The sequence below is a fragment of the Arsukibacterium sp. genome, assembly GCF_033721375.1.
Lineage (GTDB): Bacteria > Pseudomonadota > Gammaproteobacteria > Enterobacterales > Alteromonadaceae > Alishewanella.
The window spans coordinates 287943-311534 of record NZ_JAWWAP010000001.1 but is presented as its reverse complement, the minus strand read 5'-3'; the positions used below and the strand labels follow the sequence as shown (position 1 = coordinate 311534).

Annotated in this window: 23 protein-coding genes; 15 read left to right on the top strand and 8 right to left on the bottom strand. The window is 51.9% G+C overall.

Annotation, left to right across the window (positions count from 1 at the left end; genetic code table 11):
* Positions 1-19: 19 nt before the first annotated feature.
* Complete coding sequence (locus tag R3187_RS01375; protein WP_318964904.1) at positions 20-1615, bottom strand: anthranilate synthase component 1; 1596 nt, start codon at positions 1613-1615, stop codon at positions 20-22.
* A 273-nt stretch (positions 1616-1888) separates the two neighbouring features.
* Positions 1889-2098: a DUF6435 family protein gene (locus R3187_RS01370; protein ID WP_318964903.1), complete on the bottom strand. Its 210-nt coding sequence runs from the start codon at positions 2096-2098 to the stop codon at positions 1889-1891.
* Positions 2099-2225: 127 nt separating this feature from the next.
* Here R3187_RS01370 and rnm point away from each other — a divergent pair, with 127 nt between their 5' ends.
* From rnm to R3187_RS01340, 6 genes are all read left to right on the top strand, one after another.
* On the top strand, positions 2226-3062 hold the full coding sequence (gene rnm / locus R3187_RS01365) for an RNase RNM (protein WP_318964902.1): 837 nt from the start codon (positions 2226-2228) through the stop codon (positions 3060-3062).
* A 101-nt stretch (positions 3063-3163) separates the two neighbouring features.
* Complete coding sequence (locus tag R3187_RS01360; RefSeq protein WP_318964901.1) at positions 3164-3784, top strand: L-threonylcarbamoyladenylate synthase; 621 nt, start codon at positions 3164-3166, stop codon at positions 3782-3784.
* A gap of 6 nt (positions 3785-3790) precedes the next feature.
* Positions 3791-4612, top strand: a complete 822-nt coding sequence (locus R3187_RS01355) for a ScpA family protein (RefSeq protein ID WP_318964900.1) — start codon at positions 3791-3793, stop codon at positions 4610-4612.
* The gene (gene scpB, locus R3187_RS01350) at positions 4612-5196 is read left to right on the top strand and encodes an SMC-Scp complex subunit ScpB (RefSeq protein ID WP_318964899.1); all 585 of its coding nucleotides are present in this window, start codon (positions 4612-4614) and stop codon (positions 5194-5196) included. Before R3187_RS01355 ends, scpB begins: the two co-directional genes overlap by 1 nt.
* Positions 5196-6173 (top strand): 23S rRNA pseudouridine(2605) synthase RluB, encoded by a 978-nt coding sequence (rluB, locus tag R3187_RS01345; protein ID WP_318964898.1) that lies wholly within the window; start codon positions 5196-5198, stop codon positions 6171-6173. Before scpB ends, rluB begins: the two co-directional genes overlap by 1 nt.
* 154 nt (positions 6174-6327) lie before the next feature.
* The gene (locus tag R3187_RS01340) at positions 6328-7425 is read left to right on the top strand and encodes a hypothetical protein (protein WP_318964897.1); all 1098 of its coding nucleotides are present in this window, start codon (positions 6328-6330) and stop codon (positions 7423-7425) included.
* 31 nt (positions 7426-7456) lie between these two features.
* On the opposite strand, the gene galE is transcribed toward R3187_RS01340, so the two are convergent.
* Positions 7457-8473: a UDP-glucose 4-epimerase GalE gene (gene galE, locus R3187_RS01335; RefSeq protein WP_318964896.1), complete on the bottom strand. Its 1017-nt coding sequence runs from the start codon at positions 8471-8473 to the stop codon at positions 7457-7459.
* Complete coding sequence (locus R3187_RS01330) at positions 8474-8773, bottom strand: YciI family protein (RefSeq protein WP_318964895.1); 300 nt, start codon at positions 8771-8773, stop codon at positions 8474-8476.
* A 186-nt stretch (positions 8774-8959) separates the two neighbouring features.
* On the opposite strand from R3187_RS01330, the gene R3187_RS01325 reads away from it, so the two are divergent.
* A complete protein-coding gene (locus R3187_RS01325; RefSeq protein ID WP_318964894.1) occupies positions 8960-10399 on the top strand; it encodes a sodium-dependent transporter in 1440 nt (479 codons plus the stop codon).
* Between the two features lie 72 nt (positions 10400-10471).
* On the opposite strand, the gene R3187_RS01320 is transcribed toward R3187_RS01325, so the two are convergent.
* The 3 genes from R3187_RS01320 to R3187_RS01310 form a co-directional block, all read right to left on the bottom strand.
* The gene (locus tag R3187_RS01320) at positions 10472-10795 is read right to left on the bottom strand and encodes a DUF6170 family protein (protein ID WP_318964893.1); all 324 of its coding nucleotides are present in this window, start codon (positions 10793-10795) and stop codon (positions 10472-10474) included.
* Between the two features lie 110 nt (positions 10796-10905).
* Positions 10906-12807, bottom strand: coding sequence for a propionyl-CoA synthetase (locus tag R3187_RS01315; RefSeq protein ID WP_413229003.1), 1902 nt, complete (start codon positions 12805-12807; stop codon positions 10906-10908).
* A 72-nt stretch (positions 12808-12879) separates the two neighbouring features.
* Positions 12880-14415 (bottom strand): carbon-nitrogen hydrolase family protein, encoded by a 1536-nt coding sequence (locus R3187_RS01310; RefSeq protein ID WP_318964891.1) that lies wholly within the window; start codon positions 14413-14415, stop codon positions 12880-12882.
* A 135-nt stretch (positions 14416-14550) separates the two neighbouring features.
* Between R3187_RS01310 and R3187_RS01305 the strand changes: the two genes are divergently transcribed.
* The 8 genes from R3187_RS01305 to R3187_RS01270 are packed head-to-tail and all read left to right on the top strand — an operon-like array spanning position 14551 to position 21410.
* Positions 14551-15054: a Na+/H+ antiporter subunit E gene (locus tag R3187_RS01305; RefSeq protein WP_318964890.1), complete on the top strand. Its 504-nt coding sequence runs from the start codon at positions 14551-14553 to the stop codon at positions 15052-15054.
* Positions 15051-15332, top strand: a complete 282-nt coding sequence (locus R3187_RS01300; RefSeq protein WP_318964889.1) for a monovalent cation/H+ antiporter complex subunit F — start codon at positions 15051-15053, stop codon at positions 15330-15332. The genes R3187_RS01305 and R3187_RS01300 overlap by 4 nt, the downstream gene beginning before the upstream one ends.
* The gene (locus tag R3187_RS01295) at positions 15325-15633 is read left to right on the top strand and encodes a cation:proton antiporter (RefSeq protein ID WP_413229002.1); all 309 of its coding nucleotides are present in this window, start codon (positions 15325-15327) and stop codon (positions 15631-15633) included. Before R3187_RS01300 ends, R3187_RS01295 begins: the two co-directional genes overlap by 8 nt.
* Entirely contained in the window at positions 15630-16589 is a 960-nt protein-coding gene (locus R3187_RS01290) for a hydrogenase subunit MbhD domain-containing protein (protein WP_318964888.1), read from the top strand. Before R3187_RS01295 ends, R3187_RS01290 begins: the two co-directional genes overlap by 4 nt.
* On the top strand, positions 16582-16953 hold the full coding sequence (locus R3187_RS01285; RefSeq protein ID WP_318964887.1) for an NADH-quinone oxidoreductase subunit K: 372 nt from the start codon (positions 16582-16584) through the stop codon (positions 16951-16953). Before R3187_RS01290 ends, R3187_RS01285 begins: the two co-directional genes overlap by 8 nt.
* Positions 16950-18365: a complex I subunit 5 family protein gene (locus R3187_RS01280; protein WP_318964886.1), complete on the top strand. Its 1416-nt coding sequence runs from the start codon at positions 16950-16952 to the stop codon at positions 18363-18365. Before R3187_RS01285 ends, R3187_RS01280 begins: the two co-directional genes overlap by 4 nt.
* Positions 18365-19873, top strand: a complete 1509-nt coding sequence (locus R3187_RS01275) for a complex I subunit 5 family protein (protein ID WP_318965240.1) — start codon at positions 18365-18367, stop codon at positions 19871-19873. The genes R3187_RS01280 and R3187_RS01275 overlap by 1 nt, the downstream gene beginning before the upstream one ends.
* Positions 19866-21410, top strand: a complete 1545-nt coding sequence (locus R3187_RS01270; protein WP_318964885.1) for a complex I subunit 5 family protein — start codon at positions 19866-19868, stop codon at positions 21408-21410. The genes R3187_RS01275 and R3187_RS01270 overlap by 8 nt, the downstream gene beginning before the upstream one ends.
* Positions 21411-21433: 23 nt before the next feature.
* Here R3187_RS01270 and R3187_RS01265 read toward each other — a convergent pair whose 3' ends face one another.
* Positions 21434-23518: a GGDEF domain-containing protein gene (locus tag R3187_RS01265; RefSeq protein WP_318964884.1), complete on the bottom strand. Its 2085-nt coding sequence runs from the start codon at positions 23516-23518 to the stop codon at positions 21434-21436.
* Between the last annotated feature and the right edge of the window lie 74 nt (positions 23519-23592).

Sequence of the window (23592 nt, the reverse complement as noted above, 5' to 3'; positions counted from 1 at the left end):
AATACTCCTTGCGAACCGGTTAATGACCCGCCGCCATAATGGCGCTGATTACGGCTTGTGCTTTATTACGGGTTTCTTCGGTTTCCAGCTCGGCGACTGAGTCAAACACCACGCCGGCACCGGCCTGAATATAGGCGGTATTATTAGCAACATACGCAGAGCGGATCACAATGCAGCTGTCAAAATCGCCATCGCCGGTTAAATAACCGACGGCACCGCCGTAACTGCCGCGGCGCTGGCCTTCTACGTTGCGGATAAGCTCAGCCGCTTTTACTTTGGGCGCACCCACCAGAGTGCCCATATTCATACAGGCCTGATAAGCATGCAGCGCATCGAGCTCTGGTTTTAAGGTGCCGATAACCCGGGATACCAGATGCATGACGTACGAGTAACGGTCTACTTTTAACAGCTCTTTGACATAGCGACTGCCCGGCACGCTTATTCTGGCAACGTCGTTGCGGGCTAAATCGACCAGCATTAAATGTTCGGCTTTTTCCTTGTCATCCTGGCGCAGTTCCAGCTCAATCCGGCTGTCTAAATCGCGGTCAATACTGCCATCGGCTTTAAAGCCACGGCGCCTTGTGCCGGCTATCGGGTAAATTTCCACCTGACGGTTGCTGGCGGTGAATTTCAGCGCAGACTCAGGCGAGGCACCGAATAACTGAAACGCCGGATCTTTTAAATAAAACATGTAGGGGCTTGGATTGAGCTGCTTTAATTTGGCATAGGCCGCCAGCGGATTAGGGCAGGGCAGACTGAAGCAGCGCGAGGGCACAACCTGGAATACATCACCACTGACAATATGCTCTTTTAAGGCTTCAACCTGACGGCTGAATTCGGCGTCACTGATATCGACCTGTAATTTACTGTCATCACCGGCTTTACCTGTGGGCAGCGCGCTAACGTCAGCCAGCCGCTGTTTCAGCTGCTCTAAGCGTTTGCCAATAACAAAGTAATTTGCCGGCGCATGTTCGCCACAGAACACATTGCCAACAAGCTGACTTTGCCCGCGCTGATGATCAAGTATTAGTAAGGTCTCGGCCAGATAAAACAAATAGTCAGGGCATTGATTATCACCATTACCTACTTCGGGCAGTTGCTCAACATTGGCGACCATGTCATAGCCGATGACGCCGGCCAGCATAATGGCAAAATCTGGCTGATTATTGGCGACTGCTGTTTGCTGGCTATGGCTGGTTAGCTGCTGCTGAATAACCCGCAGCACGGAGAACGGATTAGGCTGCATCAGCCGGCTGACTTCATCCAGCAGCGGATCGGGCTGACTAAACAGCAGACTCAGGCTATTGTCCTGACGCGTCAGTTCAGCCACGTCCGCCAGCTTTTCAGCGAGAAAGGGTAATAGGGTGCTGCCGTTCTGGCTAAGGGCAGTGATACTCACCTGCATGCCGTTACACTCGATGCGCAGCGCAGCATCGAGCAGCATCAGGCTTTTCAGGTTATCTTTGCTGTCAATTTCGGCCGACTCAAGCAGCACAGCGCTGTCGCTGTCGCCACTTAAGCCAGCAAAAGTGGCCAACGCATCGGCATGGTACGGCGCTGGCATGGTAATACTGGCAACTTCGCCTTGCTGGTCAGTAATGTGACTGAAAATCATAGTGTTAATCTCTTAAAATAAAAAAGCCCGTTTCTTTTCAGGAAACGGGCTCAGGTAATTAAAGCTAATACAACGCCTACACACGCCCGTTGGGTATGTGCCACCACCAGTTGGTCAGGTTAAAAGCCGTTGTAAAATGCATTGAATTTAATCACTGTTATTACAATAAAGTTGCCACATAAAACCGCGAAATGTGGCGCGCGTCAAGTGCTGTTTTGTTATATCTCAGAATTAAAAGCGTATAAGCGGCCGGATGGCTTTGCTTGTGCCACTTTATTTGACGGTATTGTTATTGGCGCTACGTTTATTGCCGGTATTTTTCTCAAGCTCAGTAAGTTGCTGCCAGATTTGCTCGCTCTGTTCGGTCAGGTCGGCATAAAGCCGCATATCACCATTGCGCTGCGCATGCATTGCTTGCTCTAACTTGCTGTCATAGGCTTTGCGCAATTTTTTTGCCGGGTTGGGCGTAAGGAAACCAAACATGATTTATACCTCAATTCAGAATTGCAGAGTGTTACGTTGGTGAAGCCGCCCTGGTTCAGGCAGTAAGCAGGATGCTTTGCCAAACGGCTACCCTGTGCGACAATAGCCGCCTTATAATGAGGTATTAATGAAATTTGATTTACACAGCCATACATTATGCTCTGACGGCGTATTATCGCCGGCGGAACTGGTCGCGCGTGCTGTAGAACGTGGTGTGGACGCACTGGCTATTACTGACCATGATACGGTGGCCGGTTTGGCGCTGGCCCGTCAGGCCATTGCCGGCCAGCAATTGCCGTTGCGGCTGATTAATGGCGTGGAAATATCCACCCGCTGGCAGCAGCTGGAAATTCATATTGTTGGTCTGAATATCAATCCGGACTGTCCAGAGTTGTTAGCAAGGCTGGAATCACAACAGCAACGTCGGCTGGAACGGGCCGAGGAAATGGCGCGGCGGCTGGAGAAAAGCCAGATCCCCGATGTACTGCCTGCGGTAATGGCACTGGCTAATGGCGCGGCCGTTACCCGTACTCACTTTGCCCGCCATTTGGTTAATATTGGTAAAGCCAGTTCGATTAATGATGTGTTTAAGAAGTATCTGGGGCGGGGTAAAACCGGTTATGTGCCCAGTAACTGGGTAGAGATGGCTGATGCGGTGCAGTGGATCCATGATGCCGGCGGGGTTGCTGTGCTGGCGCACCCGTTAAAGTACAAACTGACAACAAAATGGGTAAAGCGGCTGGCCGAACAGTTTGCTGCAGCCGGTGGCGATGCGATGGAAATTATCTCGCCGCAGCAAACACCAGTGCAAAAGCGTGAGCTATGGGCACTGTGTCAGTTGCATGGCTTAACTGCTTCGGTCGGTTCAGATTTTCATCAGCAAACCAGCTGGAATGATCTTGGAAAAAATCTATATTTAACTGATGATGTTACGCCGGTCTGGCATAACTGGGCCCTTAACTAAGCCGTTAACCGGACCCTTGACAGAGAGCTGAGCCCGGCGCCTGCCGGCTGGCAAATGGACACGCGCTGCCTGACAGCGGACTAATGACAGAAGAACAACAGATGAGCCAATTTTTTAATATTCACCCGGAAAACCCGCAGCAACGTTTGCTGAAACAAGCCGTGCAAATTATTAAGCAAGGTGGTGTCGTGGTATATCCAACCGACAGTGGTTATGCACTGGGTTGCCATGTTGGCGATAAAAGTGCCATGGATAAAATAACCCAAATCCGTCAGATCAGCGGGGATCATCATTTTACCCTGATGTGCCGTGATTTATCTGAGTTGTCGGTCTACGCCAAGGTAGAAAATACCGCCTTCCGGCTGATTAAAAACAACACCCCGGGTGCCTATACCTTTATTTTGCGGGGCACCAAAGAAGTGCCGCGGCGCTTATTAAACGACAAGAAAAAGACCATTGGTCTGCGTATTCCTGAAAATAAAATCGCCCAGGCGCTACTGGCTGAATTAGGCGAGCCGTTGCTGTCAACCAGCTTAATATTGCCTGGCCAGCAGTTTGCTGAGGCTGACCCAGATGATATGCGCGCGCGATTAGAACGCCAGGTTGACTTAATTTTACATGGCGGCGTTATCGGTGAAGATCCGACAACGGTAGTCGACTTGTCAGAAGAAGGTGCCACTGTGCTGCGTGAAGGCCGTGGCGATCCAACCCCCTTTATCTGAAGCCAGATGAGCAACCAGCCTGCTAATCTGACGGTGCAACATCCGTTGCCGCTGGCGTTTGTCCGCGGCGAGGCTGTCCATCAACGTCCGGACGATCTGTATATACCGCCAGATGCGCTGGAAGTGATGCTGGATGCTTTTGAAGGGCCACTCGATTTTCTGCTGTATTTAATTCGTAAGCATAAGTTTGATATCGTCGATTTACCGGTTAACGAAATTACCCTGCAATATATGGAGTATATTGACCTGATGCAGGGGCTTAATTTTGAACTGGCGGCTGAATATCTGGTAATGGCCGCGATGCTGGCCGAAATAAAATCACGTTTATTGCTACCCAAACATACTCAGCATGATGACGAGGAGCAGGATCCACGGGCCGAGCTTATCCGCCGGCTGCAGGAATATGAAGTGTACAAGCAAGCTGCCAGCGAGCTCGATAGCCTGCCGCGCGATGAGCGTGATTATTTTACTGCCCGGGCCGGGCTGGCCGATAATTTCAGCCCGCTGGTTATACTGCCGGATGTGGAGCTGACTGAGCTGGTGATGGCGCTGAAAAGCATTATGCAGCGGGCTAAAGATTTTCAGCACCATCATATTAAGCGCGAGCATTTGTCGACCCGTGAGCGGATGAGCCGGATCCTGGATTTATTGGCGCAGCAGCAGGGCTATCTGGCATTTGAACAGTGTTTTGAACTGGCCGAGGGGCGCGAAGGTGTGGTGGTCAGTTTTCTGGCGATCCTCGAGCTGACCAAGGAAAAACTGGTTGAGCTGACGCAGGTAGAAGCCTATGGCCAAATTCATGTCAAATTAGCCCGGGAGCATGGCTGATGGCCCAGAAAATTAATGATATTCAACTGCTGCAACTGATTGAAGCCGCTATTTTTGCCAGCGAACAGCCGCTGAGTGTGGCTGAGCTGCAAGCCTCGGTGTTGCAACGTTTTACTGTCAGTAAAAGCCGGATAGATGCTACAATCCGCCAGTTACAGGACGATTACAGCGCCCGCGGCATTGTGCTGCAGCAAACGGCGTCTGGTTATCGTTTTCAGACCCGGCCTGAACTCAGTGATGATTTAGCACAGCTCTGGCCCGAGCGCTCTGCCCGTTACTCCCGGGCTGTGCTGGAAACCCTGGCGCTGATAGCCTATAAACAACCGGTGACCCGGGGTGAAATTGAAGAAGTACGTGGCGTGACGGTCAGTAGTCAGATCATCCGCACGTTACTGGATCGCGGCTGGGTAAAAGTGGTTGGCCACAAAGAAGTACCGGGCAGGCCCGGACTGTATGCCACTACGGCATTATTTTTAGATTATTTTGGCTTAAAAAGCCTCAGCGATTTGCCGCCACTGCCGGAATTTACCGCGCTGACGGCCGATCTTCTTCCCACCGTCGAGATGACAGGAGAGTTACACTAATGAGTGATAAAACCAGCAGCGAAAAACTGCAAAAAGTATTAGCCCGCGCCGGTATCGGCTCACGCCGGGAAATGGAAGACTGGATCAGCAATGGCCGGGTTACCGTTGATGGTAAACCCGCGACCCTGGGCGATCGGGTCAGCACCACCCAGGCGGTGCGGGTAGACGGTCATCCGGTGCAACTGGCCAGCGAAGAGCAGCAAATCTGCCGGGTACTGGCCTATCATAAACCCGAGGGTGAAATATGCTCGCGCACCGATCCGGAAGGCCGGCCCACGGTATTTTCCCGCTTACCCAATATTAAAGGCGCCCGCTGGATAGCTATCGGCCGGCTGGATATTAATACCTCAGGTTTACTGCTGTTTACCACCGATGGTGAGCTTGCCAACCGCTTAATGCACCCGAAATTTGAAGTGGAACGGGAATACGCAGTACGGGTATTTGGTGATATTAACGATGCGATGATCCAGCGGCTACGCACCGGGGTGGAGCTGGAAGACGGCAAAGCTAACTTTAAGAAAATTAAAGCGCTGCCGGGCGAGGGTATTAACCGCTGGTTTCATGTGGTGTTAACCGAGGGGCGTAACCGTGAAGTCCGGCGGATGTGGGAGTCGCAGGGCGCTGTAGTCAGCCGGCTTATCCGGGTGCGCTATGGTGATTTGCTGCTGCCTAAACATATTCCAGCCGGTGGCTACGCCGAATACCCGCTGGATGAAGTGAATTACCTGCGTAAGTTAGTTCACTTAGGCCCGGAGCAGCAAACTCTGGTTAAAAGTGAAGATCGCACTGAGCGTCGCCGCCGCCTGGCCAGTATGAAACGGGCTGTGCGTAAGCATCAGATCGCCGAGAAAACCCCGGCTAAAAAAGAGCCAAAGCCCAAACCCGCTGCCAAGCCACAACGCGCACCGGCCAGCAAAGGCAAATCCAGCCAGCGCCAGCCTACCGGCAAAAAGCCGACCCGTCAGGGCCAGAGCTGAAAAAATCTTAACGAAAAGGCGCTGCGGCGCCTTTTTTATTGGCCGTTGCCTGCCTCATTCTGCAAGTGGTGAAATCGCTGTTAACTTTTAATTACAAAAAGACAGTTTTTTTAAGCTACAGTAGGCTTACGGTTAGCCAGAAATGGAGTGAGCAATGACATTCAGACGGTTTTTATTGGCGGGTAGTGCAGGCCTTGGCATGTTGCTGGTCTCGGCTTGTGGGGGGAGCAGTAGCCCGGCAGGACAGGAGCCACCGCCGCCGCCCGTATCGCCTGCGCCGCCGGTAAGCCTGAGTTTTCAGGGGCTGGATGGTTACATTATTAATGAGTTATATCAGCACAGTGGCGTACTGCTGGCAGCCAGTGATGATGGCGTGCATCGCCAGAATAGCAGCGGTAACTGGGTTGCCGCGGGCCTTACGGGCTATGACGTGATGGCCATGAGCCTGCTGACCGAACAACACTGGCTGGCGTCTACTGTTAAAACCAATCAGGACGGTTTTCCGGCATACTTACTGTATGAAAGCTTTAATGGCGGCAGTGACTGGCATGAAATTGATTATCAGTTTGGCCTGGCCGGCGAAAATGAAGCCATTTTTGCCATGCACTATGATGCCGCGGCGCAGCTGGTTTATGCCACCGGCATTGATGTGCTGGCCAGTTCCAGTGACATGGGCCAGACCTGGAAAGCGGTGCATGGTGACTTTGGTGGCTTTGGTCAGCCAAAAACGGCATTAACCCAATCGGCTGATGGCCAGACTATCTGGTATGGCGGCCAGGGGGCAATTGAAAACGGCGTATTTTATCAATATGACGTTGCCAGCAACGAGGCGATAATGCATACCGATTTATTTCCCAACCCCAGCTCGATTAAAGCGATTCGTTACGCACCGGACGACCCGGATACCGTCTATGTCAGCGCCGAGGGGGGCATTATACGCAGTACAGATCATGGCCAAAGCTGGCAAGCCGTGCTCGACAACGTCAACTTCCGCTTTTATTTTGATCTGATAATCGACCCTGCTGCGCCACAGCGGATCTATACCGCGGGCTGGGCCAAAAATTTTACCGAGCCGCAACCGCTTATTATTGAATGGACTGATGATGGCGGTGCCAGCTGGCAGCAATATCAGTACCCTGAGCAGGATTTTTTTGGCGGGGTACGCAGTATGATCCTGGTGGAGGAAAATCGGCAACAGGTTATCTATTTCGGCCTGTTTAAAGGCGGCATAATGCGCATGCCGCTACCATAAAGACCGCGCAGTACGCGGTCTGCCGCTATGATTAATCACTGTAACCATTGGGGTTCTGCCGTTGCCAGCGCCAGCTGTCGCGTACCATATCATCCAGCGTTTTTTCGGCCTGCCAGCCCAGCAGCTTTAACGCTTTATCGGGCCGGGCATAACAACTGGCAATATCGCCAGGGCGGCGAGGCGCAATCTGATAGGGCACCTCGACATTGTTAACTCTACTGAACGCTTTAACCATATCCAGCACGCTGTAGCCGGTGCCGGTACCCAGGTTAATGGCTGCAATACCCTGATTGGCTTCAAGATACTGCAGGGCTTTTAAGTGGCCGGCTGCTAAATCAACTACATGGATATAGTCACGCACGCCGGTACCGTCCGGGGTGGGGTAGTCGTCACCAAAAATACTCAGTTTATCGCGTTTACCCACTGCCACCTGCGAGATAAATGGCATCAGGTTATTTGGAATACCGTTCGGGTCTTCGCCAATCTGGCCACTACTGTCGGCACCGACCGGGTTAAAGTAGCGCAGCAGGGTAATGCCCCAGTCAGGCTCGGCGTTAACCAGATCTTCCAGAATATGCTCTATCATCAGTTTACTCTGGCCATACGGGTTGGTGGCCGAGCGTGGCGCTGTCTCAGCGATAGGGACTGTTTTGGCATCACCATACACGGTGGCAGAGGAGCTGAACACCAGCTTTTTAACATTAAATTCGTGCATAACCCGGCACAGGGTAATAGTACCGCTGACATTATTGTCATAGTAATGCAGCGGCTGCTCTGTTGATTCGCCCACGGCTTTTAAGCCGGCAAAATGCACTACCGCACTTATCTGATACTGCCGGAATACCGCACTAAGTGCCGCTTCATCTCTTATATCGCCGCTGATACTGATAATGTTACTGCCTGCCAACTTTTCCACCCGTTTCAGCGCAGTAGCAGAAGAGTTGCTGTAGTTATCAAAGCTGATAACCTGAAAGCCAGCACGTAGTAATGCCAGAGCGGTATGGCTGCCAATATAGCCAGCACCACCGGTAAGGAGAACATATTTCATTTAAGGCAATACCCGTTTAAATGGCTTGACCGTGGATTTAACATAAACGCCGGCGCTTAAATAAGGATCACTGTCGGCCCAGCTTTGCGCTTCTGCCAACGAGCTAAACTCGGCGACCACTAATGAGCCGGTAAAACCGGCGCCCCCTGGCTCGTTGCTGTCTATCGCAGGCAACGGGCCGGCCAGCAGTAAACGACCTGCTTCATTCAGTGCCTGCAGCCGGGCCAGATGTGCCGGCCGGGTTGCTAACCGGTTTTCCAGACTATTGGCCGCATCTTCAGAGTAAATCATATAGAACATGGTAAAACCCACCTACTGTTTTGTCGCTGCAAGATAGCAGATCTGCCAGGCAAAACCAATTAGCCATGCCTTTGTGTCAGGTCGGGCTAGGATTTGCTGCAGCCTGCTGTTAGCATGCTGAGCGAACATTATAAAAATAGCAAAACAACAATTCTAATAAAAAAGATTCAGGGAGTCCGCAATCCAATGAAACGTGAACAATTCAGCTCCAGCCTGGGGTTTATTCTGGCAGCCGCAGGGTCGGCTGTCGGCATAGGTAACCTGGTGGCTTTTCCGGTCATGGCCAGTAAAAACGGCGGTGCCGCTTTTTTAATTATCTATGCCATCTTTGTGTTTTTTGTCTGTCTGCCGGTAATGCTGGCAGAGATGAGCCTGGGCCGCCATACCCGGCAAAACCCGTTAGGCGCCTATACTGAAATAGGCCAGAACCGGGCCTGGCGCACCGTTGGTTGGTTGTCGGTGATCACCCCTTTTATGATAGGGGTGTTTTATCTGGTTATCACGGTCTGGATTGCCGGCTATCTGGGTAAAGCGATGATGGGTCAATTGGATCTGCTGGCTGATCCGGCTGGCTTTGACATTTTTATTAACAGTGATGAGTTATTTATTTATATGGCGCTGGTGGTAGGCCTGACCTTTTTAATTCTGCAGGGCGGGGTGAAAAAGGGCATTGAAAAAGCCACTACCGTGTTAATGCCTACCTTGTTTGTAATGCTGATAGCGCTGGTGATTTATGTGCTGACCCTGGATAACGCCATGCTCGGCGTGAAGTTTTTCCTGATCCCGGATTTTACTAAAATAAATGGTAATGTATTAAATGGTGCGCTGGCCCAGGCGTTTTTCTCGCTGTCGCTGGCGATGGGTATTTTAATTACCTATGGCTCGTACATTCAGAAAAACAATAATATCGTTTCAGCCGGAAAAATGGTTGCAGCGTTATCCCTGCTGGTGGCCTGTTGTTCGGGTTTATTAATTTTACCTGCTGCGTTCTCATTTAACCCGGATATTGAAATCAGCGAACTGTCTGAATCCAGTATCGGTATGATTTTTATGTTCCTGCCAAAAATCTTTTTAGCACTGCAGGCTGATATTGGTTATTTTGGCGCTTCTTTTGTCGCCTCGTTTTTCTTCCTGTTAGTGTTCTTTGCGGCAATGACATCTCTGGTGTCGATTATTGAAGTGCCGGTAGCCAGTATTATGGATGGTAAAGGGTTAAGCCGGCGCAAGGCGTTGTACTCGCTGGGGGGGGGCATGATTGTGCTGGCCATTATCAGTGCACTGTCGTTTGGCCGTGTTGACTGGCTGAGTAATATCCTTAGTTATGGTGGCAATACCAAGTCGTTTTTTGCCCTGATTTACGACATGTTCTACGAAACGATTCTGCCGTTAAATGGTCTGCTGCTGTGTTTATTTGTCATTTACCGCTGGAAAAAACAGAATCTGGATGCCGAGATGATTGAAGGCAATCCCGGCTTTGCCGGCTCATTTTTACAAAAATACGTTAATTTTTCGCTGGGTACCTTTATTCCGGTGATCCTGGCGATTATTTTTGTTAATACCGTGCTGACCATCTATTTTGGCTATAACATGCTGACGGTGTTCTTCAGCTATATTGGTTTTAATTAACGAAAGCAGAAAACGATAAAAAAAGAACCCGCTGATAGCGGGTTCTTTTTTTTTAGCAATGACTCACTACATTTAATCGTCAGCTTGTACTTTGCGTTCCTGCTCAAATAACTGTTGTCGTACCGTGCTGAACTGGCTTTGACACAGCGCAAAGGTAATGGGGCGGGTAATTAACAGATAAACCGGCGCTACCAGCAGGGCATAACCCAGAATTGCCCAGCCATCCGCCCTGGCGATAAGAATAAACAAACCAAAAATGATAAACAGTTTCAGGGTGTTTAAGCCTACTTTAGTGGGCGCGGGCAATTTATCTGCTGCGGCGCGCACCACCTGCATCCGCTGGGCAAAATTAAGGCCTTGTAACTCGGGAATTTTATGGCTGGAAAAATACAACATGGTGTGTCCTTGTTGGCAAAAAAAGCATGGCAAAAACGTATGGCAAAACGGCCGCTTTGGCAGCAGGCGGCCATTATAACCAGTATTTACAGTCATTGCCTGCTTCGCGATCAGCTGTTTTTTACCTCGTTGATAAGGCCGCGTTTAGTCATGCAGTCAGCAATTTCACTAAGGCTGGCCGGATCGTCAATGGTAGACGGCACTGCATAGTCTTCGCCATCGGCAATTTGCCGCAGTAACTTGCGTAATATTTTACCAGAGCGGGTTTTTGGCAGGCGCGGCACAATCAACGCTTGTTTAAAGCAGGCCAGGGCGCCGATTTGCTCGCGAACCCGTTGTACCAGTTCGCTTTGCAGCTGCTCTTCAGTAATGTCGCTGCCGTTTTTAAGTAAGATAAAGCCCACCGGCTGCTGCCCTTTTAACGGGTCAGCCAGGCCGATAACACAGCACTCGGCCACGGCCGGATGACTGGCAACAATTTCTTCCATTTCGCCGGTCGATAAGCGGTGGCCGGCAACATTGATCACATCGTCGGTACGGCCCATCACATACAAATAGCCTTCATCATCCAGATAACCGCCATCACCGCTGGCATAGTAGCCCGGGAACTGGCGCAAATAACCGCTGACAAAGCGCTGCGGGTTCTGCCAGATAGTGCTCAGGCAACCTGGCGGCAACGGTAGCTTTAGCGCGATATTGCCCTGCTGATTGGCAGGTAGTGGCTGACCATTGTGATCGAGAATCGCCACCTGGAAGCCTGGTACCGGCACTGTGGCTGAGCCGGCTTTGCCAGGCAACAGTTCAATGCCCGCCGGGTTGGCACAAATGGCCCAGCCGGTTTCGGTTTGCCACCAGTGGTCAATAACCGGTTTGCCACTGTGGGTTACTGTCCAGTCATAGGTAGCCGGGTCCAGCCGTTCACCGGCCATATAAATTCGTTCTAAGCCGCTTAAATCATACTGGCTTAACAGTTTTGCCTCCGGATCTTCTTTGCGGATCGCCCGAAAGGCTGTCGGTGCGGCAAACAGCGCTTTGACATTATATTCCGCGCACACCCGCCAAAATGCACCGGCATCCGGGGTGTAAACCGGCTTGCCTTCATATAACACGCTGGTGCAGCCGGCCAGCAAGGGGCCATATACAATGTAGGAGTGGCCAACGACCCAGCCAACATCGGACGCCGCCCAGAACACATCGCCCGGTGCCATGCCATAGATGGCTTGCATACTGTAGTGCAGGGCCACCGCATGGCCACCATTATCGCGTACAACGCCTTTGGGTTTGCCAGTGGTACCGGAGGTATACAAAATATACAGCGGATCGGTGCTTTTAACCGTGACACAGGCTGCCGGCTGTGCCCCATGCAACAACTGTTGCCAGTCATAATCGCGGCCGCTCTGTAACTCGGCGACCAGCTGTGGCCGCTGCCAGATAATGCAGCTGTCGGGCTGATGCGTCGCCAGCTTAAGGGCATTATCTAATAATGGCTTGTAAGCAATAATCCGGTTAACTTCAATGCCGCAGGAGGCTGCAATAATCACTTTCGGGCTGGCATCATCTATCCGTACTGCCAGCTCGTGCGCGGCAAAGCCACCAAACACCACCGAATGTACCGCACCCAGTCGGGCCACGGCCAGCATGGCAATGACTGCCTGCGGGATCATCGGCATATAGATAACCACCCGATCGCCTTTAGTAACGCCGCGGGCTTTTAACACCCCGGCAAACAACGCGACTTCGTTGGTGAGTTGCTGATAGCTGAACTGTTGTTTGCTACCGGTAACCGGTGAGTCGTAAATCAGTGCGGTTTGGTTACCCCGGCCCTGTTCTACGTGATAATCAAGCGCCAGATACGCGGTATTAAGCTCGCCATCGGCAAACCACTGATAATGATCACCCTGACTTTCCAGGATCTGAGCCGGGGTTTTATACCAGGCTAACCTGCTGGCTTTTTCAGCCCAGAACTGCTGGGGTTGCTGGCAAGCTGCCTGATATTCGGTCTGATAAGACATACGCATGATCCTCGTGGCTGCGGTTTGCCCTACCATAGCGAAAAATCAACGCGCTGCCTGTTAGACTTATGGCTAATCGGGTAGCAGATTCAGCCAGTTTACTTGATACAGATCATGCCGGCGGTCTTTTAAGTTAGTGACCGAACCTTCATTACGAATTTGTTTTAACCTGTCCAGATCTAAATCAGAAAACATCATCATTTCGGTATTAGGGGTGGTTTCAGTCATAACTGCATCATGCGGGAAGGCAAAATCAGACGGCGAGAACACTGCCGACTGGGCATATTGCACATCCAGATTGTCAACCTGCGGCAAATTACCACAACTGCCGCATATGACCACATAGCACTCGTTTTCAATTGCCCGCGCCATGGCACAGTGTTTAACCCGTAAAAAACCATTTTTGGTGTCGGTCCAGAACGGCACAAACAGCACGTCCATATCCTGCTGAGCCAGCAGCCTGCTCAACTCAGGAAATTCAACATCGTAACAAATCAGAATACCCACCCGGCCGGCATCGGTGTCAAATACCTGCAGTTTATCGCCGCCTTCAATAACCCAGTCGCGCCGCTCATGCGGCGTTATGTGAATTTTACTCTGGCAATCAATGGTGCCGTCGCGCCGGCATAAAAAGCTGACATTAAACAGGCTGTCACCTTCAAGCACCGGCATTGAACCGGTAATAATATTGATATTGTAACTGACTGCCATATCAGACATCGCCGCTTTAAACTGGTCGGTAAAGCCGGCTAAAAATCGAATGGCCGCCGTCTGGTTTGCCTTGTCCGGACATAAGCCCATTAATGCCGCGTTAAAAAATTCCGGAAACAGCGCAAAATCACTCTGGTAGTCCGCCAGCGCATCGACAAAATATTCAACCTGTTGCAGCACCTGCTCAACCGAGGCGACTTCGCGCATCTGCCATTGCACAGCGCCGACCCTGATCTGGCTTTTGCGGCTGTTTAAGCCGGTTTGCACCGGCTCATAGAAAATATTATTCCACTCCAGTAACGTGGCGTAGCCCTGCGAGCTTTCGTCTTCCGGCAGATATTTTTTCAACAGGCGTTTTAACTGAAAATCATTTGATAACTGAAAGCTTAAAATGGGATCGTAAATTTCCCGGCATTTTACCGCTTCCAGATACTCCGCTGCCGACATCTGTTTGCTGTGCTGCTGATAATTAGGAATACGGCCGCCGGCTAAAATAGCCCGCAGGTTAAGCTGGCGGCACAGATCTTTGCGGGCATCGTACAGGCGGCGGCCCAGCCGGTAACCGCGGTAGTCCGGGTGGATCATTAAATCGAGGCCGTACAACGCATCACCGGTTTTATCGTGCAGAATGGTTTCCCGCTTGCCGATTAGATCATCATAGGTATGGGGGTTGCTGAACCGGTCATACTTTACCTGGACCGTTAATGCCAGACCAATCATCTCGTCATGATCAATCAGGCAAATCTGGCCTTCGGCAAAATCTTTTATCAGTTTATTAATAGTGTGTTCGGGCCAGGCGCCGCCGATGTCATGATATACCCGATCCATTAACACCTGAACCTGAGGGTAGTCGGAGGGGGCTAAGTGGCGGATCTTTAAATGCAGGTCGTCGCGCATAAGTAAGGCTCCTGTTACTTGGGTATTAAAACCATATCACCAAAACCGCGGTGGGTAAAAGCCACTGTAGATTTGAGTTTTTACAGTATCTTCAATAGTATTGGTCAGGTTGCTGCCAAAAAGGAACTTTTGCGTATGCTAATTCAACGACTGGCGGATAGTGTCATACTCAGCGTCCCGGCTGTCCTCGGTTGGGCTGCGTTAACAGAAAATCAGGGCTGGTGGTTTTTTCTGCCGTTATGGTGGGTGATTGTAGCCTGGCTGCACTTTAGCGGGTTCTCGTTGCCCGCGCTGCGCTGGCGGGCTGTGCCAGGATTTCTGCTGTTTTTTCTCAGACAGTTAGTGCTGGGGGCCTTCGATGTAGGATGGCGGGCCCTGGCAGTAACGCCAAACTTCGCCCCCCAATGGCAGCGTTACCCGCTGCGGCTGACAGCACCGGCTAACCAGCGTTTGCTGGCAAGTATGATTAGCTTACTCCCCGGCACCTGCAGCGCTGAGATTGAGCAATATCAGGGTAAGGCCAATCAGTTACTGCTGCATGTTCTGGATCAGCATGCTGACTGGCAGGCCGGCGTTGCCGCGCTGGAGCAGCAACTCGCCCGTCTGCTGCCACAGGAAACGCTGGCGGATCCCTTATGATGATTCTGGCTGTCGCCCTGTTACTGACCATGCTGCTGGGTTTATGGCGGGTTATAAAAGGCCCGGCTTTATTAGACCGCTTACTGGCCGTGCAATTATTTGGCAGCACCGGCGTGGCAATATGTCTGGTGCTGGCACAGGCGCTCCATCAACCCGCACTGCTTGATGTGGCGCTGGTACTGGCGGTGTTGGCCGCTGCAGCACCGGCGGCACTGGTACAACGGTTAAAGCATCACAAAGCCAGTATTAGCGATGACCCGGGAGAACAGCATGAGTAACGGCGAAGAACTCGGTCTGTTTAGCTTGGTCATCAGCAGCGGATTGCTGATTACCGGGCTGTTGTTTTTTATCGCCGGGAGTGTTGGCATGCTGCGTTTCCCGGACAGTTTCAGCCGCTTGCATGCAGTGACAAAAGCCGACTCTCTGGGGCTGGGATCAGTGATTGCCGGGCTGATGTTTTACTGTAACTGGTGGCAGAATCTGTTAATGCTATTGATCTGGTTGCTGGTGCTCGCTTCCGGTACCGTGTCGTGTCAGTTACTGGCCCGCTTTTGCAAAACTAAGCAGGATCAGCCATGAGTTTGCTGCTGTTTGATATATTGCTGTGTGGGTTGTTGCTTGCGCTGGCGCTGGCCAGCATGTTGAGTCGTCAGTTAAGCCATGCCGTTATTTTATATATTGCCTTTGGTTTGCTGATGGCACTGTGCTGGGCGCGGCTGGCAGCGCCTGACTTAGCGCTGGCAGAGGCCGCTATTGGTGCCGGTTTAACCGGTGCCTTATGTTTTACCGCGCTGGCCCGGCAGGGCCAGCTGGCGCTGAGCCCGGTACTGAGCTGGCAGCAACGTTGCTGGCCGGCATTGTTTGTCGTCGTAACATTTTGCGGTTTATTACTGGCGTTATTGCAACTGCCGGCCCAACCGGGGCCGCTGCCGGCATTGGTAGTGCAAAATCTGACCGCTAGTGGAGTTAGCCATCCGGTCACAGCAGTATTGCTTAACTATCGTTCATGGGACACCTTGCTTGAGTTACTGGTGCTACTGCTGGCGTTAATCGGCACGCTGCAAATTTCGCCAGCAGCCGTGCTGCATCGCAGCTGGGGACTTAGTCGCAGTTGGAGCCGGCTGCTGGCGCCACTGATAATTCTGCTTGCCGGTTATTTATTGTGGGCCGGAGCCAGTCAGCCCGGTGGTGCTTTTCAGGCGGGGGCGCTGCTGGCAGCAGGTGCGGTCGTGCTGAAGTTAAACCAGCAGCTGGACTGGCTGGCCTGGCGCAATATATGGGTCAGGTTTTTTGCTGTTGCCGGCCTTACGGTATTTACCCTGTCAGTCCTAACGGTGTTTTTTTTAGCTGAAGCCGGGTCTGAACCATTATGGCTACGCTGGCCACCTGAGCTTGCCAAATACATAATTTTGCTGATTGAAGTTTTCGCCACCCTGGCTATCGCTATTATTCTGACCCTACTGGTGGTTGCGGAGCAACCGCAAACCGCACTCAGTCTGGCCAGAGCGGATAAGACAGAGGATATTGATGGCTGAGCTTAGTCACCCGCTACTGCTGTTTTTAGTTACCGCGGCCACTCTGGTGGCAATTGGGGTATATGGTTTTATCTGTGGCCCCGAACCGTTGCGCCGGGTAGTGGCGCTGAATATCATCAGTGCCGGTGTTTTTATGTTGATGGTGGTGCTGGCTTATCGTAGTAATGGCCCTGGTGCTGCGTATTTCACCGCTGATCCGGTGTTGCACGCATTAGTGCTTACCGGTCTGGTGGTTGCCGTTAGCGCTACAGCTTTTGCATTGGCATTGCTTGCCAGGCTTGGCCAGGCAACAGCACCACTGCCAACAGAGCAGGAAACTGAGCAGGAAACTGAGCAGGAAACTGAACAGGAAACAGGGCAATGATAATATTGCTGCTGGTGCTGCCATTACTTACTGCGCTACTAATGCTGCTCTGGCCGCGGATTGCGCCGCTGCTAACCCTGTTATCTGCTGCCATTTGCAGTATGTTGGCGCTGCAACTGCTGTTGCAGATCAGTGAGCAGGGCAGCCGTTCCTGGTTATTGGCCGGGTGGCCCTCCGGGCTGGCTATCAGCTGGCAGGCTGATACGCTTAGCTGCCTGCTTATTCTGCTGTCCGCCTTACTGCAGCTATTAGTTGGTTTATACGCTTTTGCCACGCGGGTCCGCGATAAGCTGAAGCAGGGGTTCTGGCCATTAAGTAGCTTACTGCAGTTAAGTTTAACGGCGCTATGGTTGTCCCGTGATTTATTTAATCTGTATGTGTGTCTGGAATTGCTGGCGCTGGTGGCAGTGGCATTGGTGAGTTTGTCCGGGCGAATTGCCATTAAAGCCGCGCTTAATTATCTGCTGCTATCCCTGTTTGGCTCTCTGTGTTATCTGCTGGGTGTGGTGCTGCTGTATGGCGTTTACGGCGTGCTGGACATTGCCGGTCTGGCCAGCCAGTGGCAGACCAGCTGGCTTAGCAACAGCGCCTTGTTGCTGATGAGCCTGGGGCTAATGTTAAAAGCCGCGCTCTGGCCATTACATGGCTGGCTGCCAGCGGCTCATGCGGCTGCTCCGGCGCCGGTAAGTGCTTTACTGTCGGCACTGGTGGTAAAAGGGCCACTGTTTATTCTGAGCTTGTTGTGGTTACAACTGGCCAGTACAGAGCAGGCGCAGGCAATGGCGTTACTGTTTGCCGCGGCGGGTCTGGCTGCCTTGTTGTTTGGTGGTTGGTCAGCGTTGCGCACGCCTTACGCTAAAAAAATGGTGGCCTATTCGACGGTGGCGCAGCTGGGCTATGCCACTCTGGCCCTGGGGCTGATGCTGAAGTTTAACCAACCGCTGATCTTCGCCGCGTTATGGTTATTTGTGCTGGCCCACGCGCTGGCAAAAGCAGCCTGTTTTCTGGCTATAGGCGAAATGAGCGCCACCCTGGGCGGCAAGCGTCTGACCATTTTAAAAGGCGCCAGCCAGACCATGCCGCTGGCGATGTTTGCTTTTGCTGTTGCCGGAGGCAGTTTAATCGGCTTGCCGCCCAGTGGCGGCTTTCTGGCCAAGTGGGCCTTATTGCAAGGTATCTGGCTGCAGGGGCAGTCGCTATTCTGGCCGTTAGCCCTGCTACTTGCCACATTGTTATCTGCGGCATACGTATTTCGGGTGGTGGTACTGGCATTTGACCGGGCTGATCCGGTAGCGCCGGATTTTTCGCCACAGCTATTGCCGCAGTGGCTGGCATTATTGCCGGCATTAGCGGTCTGGGCGATGGCATTATTCAGCGAACCCTTGCTGTTGTTGCTGCGGCTGGAGGCATGATGAGCGCATTTTGGTTAAGTTATTTACCACTGGCCATTATTCTCAGTTCGCTGCTGCCCGGCTTAGTTATTTTTACCCTGAAAGAGCACCAGGCAAAGTTACGGATAAGCCTTAACCTGATAGGGGTGACAGTAAAGTTGGTGCTGGTGCTGATTATGTTGCGGGCGGTCAACGCCGGCGCCATTTTTTACTTCAGCGTGCCTTTTTTGCCCGGTGCCGACTTAGTGTTGCAGGGGGATGCATTATCGCTGTTGTTTGTGACGCTTTCATCAGTTCTGTGGCTGGCAACCACGATTTATGCCATTGGCTATCTTGAGAACTCACCGCTGCGCTCGCGCTTTTTCGGCTACTTCAGTTTATGTGTCAGTGCCACGGTAGGGTTGGCATTGTCAGGTAATCTGGTCAGTTTTCTGTTGTTTTATGAGCTGCTGACCCTGGCAACTTTTCCGCTGGTGGTGCATCGTGGCACACCTCAGTCGCTGGCCGCTGGCCGGCGATATCTGAGTTACACCCTGGCGGGTGGTGTGTTGCTGCTGACGGGGGTGGCGTTGATGCATTCACTGGTACAGAGCCCACAATTTACACCTGGTGGCTATATCAGTGCCGTAGTCGCAGAGCACGCTGGCTTATTGCAGCTGGCTTTTGGCCTGATGATCGCAGGGCTCGGGGTAAAAGCGGCGTTATTGCCGTTACATGGCTGGCTGCCACAGGCTATGGTGGCGCCTGCGCCGGTCAGCGCCTTGCTGCATGCGGTAGCCGTGGTAAAGGCCGGGGCGTTTGGCATTATCCGGCTGGTGTATGATGTATTTGGCGCCGACAGTATGCAATTGCTGCAGCTGGCTGAACCGTTAATGTTGCTGGCTGCAGCGACAATTTTGTATGGATCCTGGCGGGCGTTGGCGCAGCAGGACATAAAACGGCGGCTGGCATACTCCACCATCAGTCAGGTTTCCTATATTACCGCCGGCGTGGCGATGCTGGGCCCGTTAGCCGCAGTAGGGGGGCTGGTGCATCTGGTGCATCAGGGAGTAATGAAAATCACCCTGTTTTTTTGTGCCGGTAATTACGCGGAAACACTGGGGGTGCATACCATCCGCCAGTTAAATGGGGCGGGCAGGCGCATGCCACTGACCTCTGTTGCCTTCACTCTGGGCGCGCTGGGGATGATTGGTATTCCGCCGACGGCGGGCTTTATCAGTAAATGGTATTTAGGGCTGGGGGCAGTCGCAACGGGCAATAAGCTTATGTTATTGGTTTTTGTATTTTCCGGCTTATTAAATGCCGCCTATTTTTTACCGATCGTGTATCGGTTGTGGTTTTTACCTCCGGCTGGCAGCTGGCCGCACGAGCAGCGATTGTCAGCGAAATTTGAAACCCACTGGATGCTGTTGCTGCCAGTCCTGTTTACTGCGTTACTTATTGTGTTAATGGGGCTTTTTGCCAGCACGATCATAAGTCCGCTTAGCTGGGCTGAGCTGATTGTCGAGCGGGAGTTCAGATATGATTGATTTATCTGACTGGCTCTGGCCCGGGGCGGGTTTAGGCCTGGTGACTGAATTACAGCAGTTGTGGTGGTATTTCAGTTTAAGTTTATGGTTAGTCGCTGCGGCCTTTAGCCTGGCATTTATGGCCAAGGCCGAGCATAAAGGCCGCTACTGGTTGTTCTTTGGGCTGAGTTTTGCCGGCAATATGTTGTTGATTGCCGCCCTGGATGCTATCAGTTTCTATATTGGTTTTAGCGTTATGAGTTTATCGGCCTATGGTTTGGTGGTGCACAGCGGCAGCAAAGCTGCCCGCCGGGCCGGCCGTCTTTATCTGCAATTGGCGATAATTGGCGAATTGTTACTATTTGCGGCGCTGATCCTGCGGGCCAGTGCTGCTGGCGGCCAGTATGACTGGCTGAGCTGGCAGTTGGTGCCATTGGATCATCTGACGATTTTACTAACTATTGCCGGTCTGGGTTTAAAGGCTGGTTTCTGGCCGTTGCATATCTGGTTACCACAAGCGCATCCTGCGGCGCCGGCACCGGCCAGTGCGGTGCTGTCTGGTGCAATGATCAAAGCCGGCGTGCTCGGTTTAGTGGTGTTTTTACCTGCTGGCGATCCGGTGTTACAACAATGGGTGCCCTACATGGTTTGTCTGGGCTTCTTTTCTGCCGGTTTTGGGGTGCTGGCCGGTTTGTTATACCGCCAACCCAAGGTTATTCTGGCTTACTCCTCGGTCAGTCAGGTGGGTTATCTGATCATTTTGGTGGCGCTGGCCTGGACGTTCAGTTCAGCCGCAGTGCTGCCTGTACTGATGGCGTACGCTGCACATCATGCCATTGCCAAAGGGGCGTTATTTTTATTTGCCGGGGTCAATGCTAAACAGCGCCTGCCGGCATGGTGGCAGTTGTTGTTCTGGTTGCCTGCCCTGGCGTTAATGGCGCTACCGTTTAGTGGTGGGGCGGCCATTAAAACCGGCATGAAAAGTCTGTTTAGCAGCATACCAATGCCGGGCTGGCTGGATGCCGGCTTTATGGCAATGTTATTAAGTGCAGGGGCTTTTTTAACCGCCCTGTTATTTTTGCATCTGGCTGCTGCGCTTCGCCAGCAACAGCGGCAACTGAATGATGATTCTGGCGGGGGCGCAGCCGCTGCGGGGTTGTACTGGCAGGGCGCCTGCCTGCTGTTGCTGACGCTGACCCTTATTCTGTTACCCTGGCTATGGCAGCCCCTGCAGCAACTTAGCCTGCAAACCCTGACATTACCGAAAATATGGGCTGTCAGTTGGCCACTGCTGCTGGCGCTGCTGGTTACAGGGGTTGTTCGTTGGCGCCATTGGCGTCTGCCAGAGCGCTACTATGATCGAAAAAGTGCGGTGTTGCTGTGGTCAATGTGGTTGCAACGGCTTTACCAGCCACGCCGGCAATGGCAGGCACCGCGCTTAACGTTTAACTGGCGGTCGCTGGAGCGGGCATTAAACCGCGCTGCACCAGATAATGTGGTGCGCAGCAGTGCCTTGCTGATACTGCTGTTATTATTGGCCGCGTCTGCTTTCTGGTAGCAGCGACATCAGATTTGCGCGCCTTACTTTGGCAAGGCCGGGCCTTTAATGGTGATATAGTCGACCATATTCTGACGGATAGCGCCCTGCAAATCATCGGTCAGCGCCTGGCGGGCCGCCTCATATTCGGTGCGCAGGCCGGTAATGGCATACACCTGATTGCGGCCATTAACTTTACTTAAATACAGCGCCATATCAGCAATCTGCAATGCCCGTTCCCAGTTAAGATCTGCCTCATCAACATCAGCAAAGGGTAAGTGAATAAAGCCGCCACTGGCACTGACCGGAATGATTTTATCATCACAAAGCACCGGCTCACTGGCAATAACCTCAAGAATACGCTGACAAAAACCGGCCACCTGCTCGGGCTCGATATTATCCAGATACAGCAAAAACTCTTCACCGCCCCAGCGGATCACCAGATCTTCTTCGCGACAGACGCCAGTTAAGCGGGCACTCAGTTGTTTCAGAACTTCGTCACCGGCGCCATGACCATAACTGTCGTTTATTTTTTTAAAATAATCGATATCTAACAGCAGAAAACCATTGGCATGGCTGGTGATGTCGCGCTGGCGCCGGCCGAATTTGCTGCGCCTTTGCATCTGTTCCTGCAGCGCCCGGCGGTTAAATAAACCGGTTAACGGGTCACGCAGCGACTGAAACTCCAGCTGTTTGTTGGCTTCGCGCAACTTGCGGTTGGATTGCCGCACTTTGCGGTATAACTGGAACAGCAAAATGGCGGCAAACACCAGCACCAGTGCAAACAGGCCGGTAAGTTGTTGCTGCAGTTTCCGGTTTGCCAGCAATTGTGCTTTCAGATCGTTTTCCTGCTCCAGGATGGTGATCAGCTGGCTTTTCGCTTTGATGTCATAACGGTTTTGCAATTCAGCGACACTTTTTTCCCGCTCGCTGGTTAAAATTTCGGCTCGCAGTTCCAGTCGTTGTTGCAATATTTGCGCTTGCAGTTGATAGTTGCCAGCCTCCTCATAGGCCTTAGCTACCCATTCCAAGGTGCTTTCATAGCCGGCTTTGCTATCGTTATTTTTAAAATATTCCAGTGCCGTCAGCATTTTAGCCAGGCCACTGTCATGCCGGCCTTCCATTACCTCAATATAAGCCAGATTAAAGGCGATAAGCTGACTACTGAATTCATCATTTAATGATTTCGCTTGTTCAGCTGCGCTTTGTAGAACCTGTTTAGCTGCAGGGTAGTTACCTTGCTCGATATAAATAGAACCAAGATTATTCTGAAATGTCAGCTCAACACCAGGCTGGTTATTTTCCTTGGCTGCTGCCAGGCCAAGTTGATTAATAGCAATAGCGGCATGCAAATCGTTTTGTTCTGCAACGATAAAGCCCAGCATTAAGTACAGCTCAGGTAAGAACTGCCGATACTGATACTTTTTGGCAGTTGCAATCAGCTCTTCAGTCAGAACTTTTGCTTCAGGCCATTTTTTTAAATCGGCATAAACCTGGGCAATAGAAAAGTTTAAATAAGCCCGACGACGTAAGGTAAATTGGTCGTCAGTTTCAATAACGGCATCGAGCGCATCAGTAAAGTGTTGCAGTGCCTGCTCAAGCTGGCTGTCAGCTTTAAACAACCGACCCAGCAGATTGTGAACATAATAACGCACCCGCGGTACGCTGGCACTCTGCACTATCAGCTCCAGCCGGTCGGCTTTTAGTATTGCCGCTAATTGCTGGCGCTGATAAAACATAAACTCTATTTCAGTGGCATAAATTTCACTGAGAATATTCGGATCAGCAGTATCGTCAGCTAATGTCAGCAATTCTGCGAGCACCGCATCTGCCTGCAACTGCTGTTGCTGATACATCAGGGCAGAGGCATAGTAAGACAGCAGCCTTACCTGACTGGCCAGCGCGACGTCGTTGTTCGGGCTCAGATAGTAGCGCTGATATAAATCGGCCACCAATGCATCAGCCGCCGTCGTATCCTCCCAGGCCAGCACCAGATACTGGTTAAGCTGCTGCTCCAATGGCTCTGTGACAGGCTGCTGCGCAGCAGCAGGAGAAAAATATAATGCCATCAGAAGTACACACAGCCACGGCGCGCACTGCAAATTACGAATAGCTGACAACTGGGACATTCGCCACTTCCGGAAGATATTCAACAGCCTTGAAGATAGCGTATTTTACAGACAAATACAGCTGCTACTATCGC